This is a genomic window from Rhodonellum sp., from assembly GCF_030656585.1.
Taxonomy (GTDB): Bacteria; Bacteroidota; Bacteroidia; order Cytophagales; family Cyclobacteriaceae; genus Rhodonellum; species Rhodonellum psychrophilum.
The window spans coordinates 1-4,453 of the sequence record NZ_JAUSPP010000040.1 but is presented as its reverse complement, the minus strand read 5'-3'; the positions used below and the strand labels follow the sequence as shown (position 1 = coordinate 4,453).

The following is a 4,453-nucleotide window of genomic DNA, read 5'->3' as shown; positions in this document are numbered from 1 at the left end:
CCTACCATCCATTTGTCTTCCTGGAGGTCGATTTGCCAATTAAAATCAAGATTTTTTTCCTCTGCTTTCAGGGCAAAAAAGCTCTGAATAGTCAAAAAAAGCTTCTTGGGATCAAATGGCTCTTTTTCAATATGGATTTTTCCAGCTTCCAGTTTTGAAAAATCCAATATATCATTCACGATCGCCATCAGGGTTTCGGACGCAAAACCGATCATTTGCACAAACTCCTGCTGGTTGGGGTTCAGATCCGTTTTAAAAAGGGCATTTTGGAAGCCCTGGATTGCATGGAGGGGGTTTCTGATCTCATGGCTCATATTCGCCAAAAAGTCCTGCTTGGCTTTTGCCAGATGATCGGAGTGTTTTTTGGCGTTCTCAAGCCTTTTTCTGTAGGAATTTGCCTGTCGAACTTCCTTCAATATGCTGTAAACAAACCCCAATGAACCAATGACACCCAAAAAAACCAAAAATGCCAAAATGAAAGAAACATTGGTAGTCATTTTATAAGCGGATTGATTTTTCTCCTTATAATCTACCAAAAGGTTTTGTTGAATACCCGTAATCAGGGTTTGTATTTCCGAAAAAATCTCCTTGTTCTTTTCCAACAGGCTTGCCTGCAGATTGGCGAAGTTGCCTTTTAATTGCTGCTCATCCCTATAAATTTTGGTAACAAAGTCTTTCAAGGGGATCAATATCGAATCAGCACGGGATTTCTGGACTCCTTTGGCCACCAAATTTTGCTTAACAGCCTCCAAGTCATCGATCCCCTGAAACTTTGCTTCCTTTTCCCCTAAGTCCGGATTCTCGATCTGAATAGCTTTCTTAGGTTTTTGTTGGTCCAACTTTGGGGCATGTTCGGCAAAAAAATCTCGCTCCTTTATTTTACCCAAAAACTCAAGCTCAATTGATTGCCTTTGCCTTTGAATTTTGGTCTCAATGCTTTTGAGTGCTTTTTGTCCAGAATTTTTGTTGGAGAGATTGTTGTTGATTTCCTCCAAACCAGCATAACCAACGAGCAATTCCCTGACATTATGGTTTATTTTATCAAAACTCTCCATTTCTGCTGTTTCTTCAGCATTTTGGCTCAGCCAATCCAACCTAGCAATGATTCGGTCCAATGCTTTCTTAAAAACAGAATCCTTGTCGGTCAGTCTATCTTCACGGGAAATATCCAGCAAATGGACATCTGACATCAATCCATTCAACTGCCTAAGTTTTTCATTGGGTTCCGATAGATTTTCAACCGTCTCCAAAAGATTGCGAATACTGAAAAAGGTGACCAAACTTACGCTGATCACTAAAAATATTGCTAGAAAAAATCCAATTTTTACTTTTCCTCCCACTTCAATCCTTGCTTTAGGTTTTTAAATTCTTCGCTTCAATCCATCAACTTCACAATTATTATTCCAAGCTGGGTTATGCTTCAACAAATATAGACATAAGTCTATTGTAATGAACTCCTTAGACTGTCTTGATTTCCAAAAAAGGCACCCATTCTTCTGCGTTTCTTTCCGCATATTCAGTCAAAAAATAAGAAAGGGAAGGCCTGAAAGGGTGGTTTTTTAGCATCAATCCCACTTGCTCGGGTGTTTTGTCCCCTTTTTGGACATTGCACCTGTGGCAAGCTGTAATTAAATTACTCCAATTCGTGGCACCTCCTTTAGAGCGGGGAACGACATGGTCGATGGTAAGGTGCTTTTTGGAACCACAGTATTGACATTCTCCCTTATCCCTTTTGAAGAGATTGTTCCTGTTCAAAAGAACTCCTCTGTAGGGGATGTTTTTATACTCATTGAGCCGAATTACGGCAGGGTACTTGAAAACCCGATCGACGGTTCTGATCGCAAAATGATCATAATAACTCAGGCAAATCACCTTATCCAAAAAAGTCAAAACAAGTGCTTTCTGAACCGTCACAACAGCTACAGGGGAGTGATCCATATTCAATACCAACACACGTTTTTCCATAATAAAGTTAATTTTAACCCAACCACAAAAACCTAATGTATAATAAAATTGTTTCAGTAGGCTAGTTTTCCAAGCTCTCTTTTCGCATCTTTTTCCTTGATATCCTGTCTTTTGTCATGGGTCTTTTTACCACGAGCCAAAGCAATCTCCATTTTGGCGAGTCCTTGGTCATTGATAAATATACGGATGGGTATAATCGAAAGCCCTTTTTCTGCAAATTTACTCTCCAATTTATCAAGTTCTTTTCTACTTAACAACAGCTTTCGCTCGCGAACCGCTTCATGGTTGAAACTAGCAGCCATGGAATAGGGTGCAATGTGCATTTGTCGGATGAAAAGTTCTTCACTCTTGAAAAAGCAAAATGCCTCAGTAAGCGAAACCTTTCCCTCCCTGATGGATTTGATTTCGGTTCCACGCAATACCAACCCGGCGACGTAGGTATCCACAAACTCAAATTCAAAGCTTGCTTTTTTATTCTTGATGTTTATTTTTTTTTCGAATCTATTGATCTTCGCCATTTTTTTCTTTGAATTCATTTAATAATATACCGCTCCATCAGGAGCCAGCCCTACCTGAGAATGCGCAATGGACACCATCGCCCTACCTCCCAAAGGGTATTCCAAATCAGATCTTCATCCTTGCATCCGGCACCACATCCATGCCACAGAATTCACCTTTCAGGAATTTATAATGGGCAGCCATCGCTATCATCGCTGCATTGTCAGTGCAGTATTCCAATTTTGGGATATAAACGTTCCATCCCAGTTTTTCTGCTGTCAAGCCAAGCTCTTTTCTCAAACCAGAGTTTGCCGAAACTCCACCGGCAATCGCTATTTCTTTGATATTGTGCTCCTTTGCTGCTTTTTTGAGTTTCAACAATAATGTCTTGATCAGGGTATACTGCACAGAAGCACAAATATCGGCCAGGTTTTGTTCCACAAAGTCTGGATTTTTCTTAAGATTGTCCCTTAAAAAATAAAGGATTGCGGTTTTGATTCCACTGAAGGAGAATTTCAGTCCCGGCATGTCCGCAACTGGAAAGGAGTAAGCCAAAGGATTTCCCTCTTGGGCATATTTATCCAAAAAAGGTCCGCCTGGATATGGCAAACCCAATAATTTGGCAGTCTTGTCAAAGGCCTCCCCCACAGCATCGTCGGTGGTTTCTCCTATTACTTCCATATCCAAATGGTCCCGTACCAAGACCAATTGCGTATGGCCGCCACTTACCGTCATACAAATAAACGGGAAGTTGGGTTTTGGGTCATCAATGAAGTGGGACAAAATATGGGCCTGCATGTGGTTGACCTCAATCAAAGGAATATCCAACATGAAGGCAAAGGATTTGGCAAAGGAAACGCCCACCATCAATGAGCCCATCAATCCTGGGCCTTTTGTAAATGCCACGGCGGACAGCTCTTTTTTGTCAATACCCGAAGAGATCATCGCCTCGTGGATGACCGGAATCAAATGTTGCTGATGTGCCCTAGATGCCAGTTCAGGAACTACCCCCCCATATTTTTCGTGTACAGATTGCGTGGCCACAATATTATTGAGTATTTTGCCATTAGATATTACAGACGCCGAAGTTTCATCGCAGGATGACTCAATGGCCAGTATCGTTACCTTCATTATTTTTACCCGTTGGAAAAGAAGTCGAAAGTTACAGAAATTTTACTTAAAGCCTTTAAGGTACTTTTAAGGCTCACTCTTTTATTGATTTTCGGGGTTGTTTTGATTGCTGGTTTATTACAAATCCCCTCCATCCAAACCAAAGTCAGTAAATTGCTTACGGATTATATCAGCGACAATACGGGCTTTAGAACAAGCATTTCCAAGGTCCAAATCAGGTGGTGGGATGCCGTAAGCTTGAAAGATGTAACCATTTATGACCAGAAGGATAGTCTGATGGCAAATCTGGAGGAGGTATTCATTGATTTCTCGATTGCCGGAATCTTCGACAAAAATAATCCTTCCATAGACCAAATCAAACTCGAAAGAGGGAGCATCAGGCTATTGACCCATCCAGAAGAAAGTAGGATAAACATCTCGGAATTTTTGGTACGGATCAATTCCCTTTTTGTATCTGGCGAAAGGGACCCAAATCGGAAATCGGTAAAATTCAGTATTGGCAATATCTATCTCGAAAATGCCTCTTTGGATATCATCAATTATTCTGCAACACCCGTCACGGAGGGTTTTGATTTCAATCAATTGAATTTCAGAAACTTGATTGCGGATGCTGACGAATTTGAAACAGAAGCGGGAGTATTTTTCATAAAATTAAACTATCTCAGAGGTGAGGAATCAAACTCGGGAATGTTTTTCCAGCAGTTAAAAACAGATTTTACCCTTGCCCCCACCTATATGGAATTTGCCAATCTTTATCTCCGGTCCAATAAAACGGAGATAAAAGATTATCTCAAGTTCAGTTATGAATCCATTGCTTCCTTGTCCAATTTCACTCAGGAAGTCGAGATATTGACCCATT

4 protein-coding genes and 1 pseudogene are annotated in these 4,453 nt (G+C 40.7%); 1 reads left to right on the top strand and 4 read right to left on the bottom strand.

Annotated features, from left to right (window positions below):
• From Q7J63_RS10560 to tsaD, 4 genes are all read right to left on the bottom strand, one after another.
• Window positions 1–1,295: HAMP domain-containing sensor histidine kinase (locus Q7J63_RS10560; RefSeq protein WP_304885975.1), on the bottom strand; the 1,295-nt coding region annotated here is incomplete at its 3' end.
• A 163-nt stretch (window positions 1,296–1,458) separates the two neighbouring features.
• Window positions 1,459–1,965, bottom strand: a complete 507-nt coding sequence (locus Q7J63_RS10555; RefSeq protein WP_019597315.1) for an HNH endonuclease — start codon at window positions 1,963–1,965, stop codon at window positions 1,459–1,461.
• Between the two features lie 53 nt (window positions 1,966–2,018).
• Entirely contained in the window at window positions 2,019–2,483 is a 465-nt protein-coding gene (gene smpB / locus Q7J63_RS10550) for an SsrA-binding protein SmpB (protein WP_026333567.1), read from the bottom strand.
• A 106-nt stretch (window positions 2,484–2,589) separates the two neighbouring features.
• A complete protein-coding gene (gene tsaD, locus Q7J63_RS10545; RefSeq protein ID WP_304885971.1) occupies window positions 2,590–3,594 on the bottom strand; it encodes a tRNA (adenosine(37)-N6)-threonylcarbamoyltransferase complex transferase subunit TsaD in 1,005 nt (334 codons plus the stop codon).
• Between the two features lie 12 nt (window positions 3,595–3,606).
• Here tsaD and Q7J63_RS10540 point away from each other — a divergent pair.
• Window positions 3,607–4,453 (top strand): annotated as a pseudogene (locus Q7J63_RS10540) (translocation/assembly module TamB); the annotation flags it as partial.

Coding starts and splice junctions, on each gene's coding strand:
- tsaD (WP_304885971.1), bottom strand. CDS start 3,594: ATGAAGGTAACGATACTGGCCATTGAGTCATCCTGCGATGAAACTTCG.
- smpB (WP_026333567.1), bottom strand. CDS start 2,483: ATGGCGAAGATCAATAGATTCGAAAAAAAAATAAACATCAAGAATAAA.
- Q7J63_RS10555 (WP_019597315.1), bottom strand. CDS start 1,965: ATGGAAAAACGTGTGTTGGTATTGAATATGGATCACTCCCCTGTAGCT.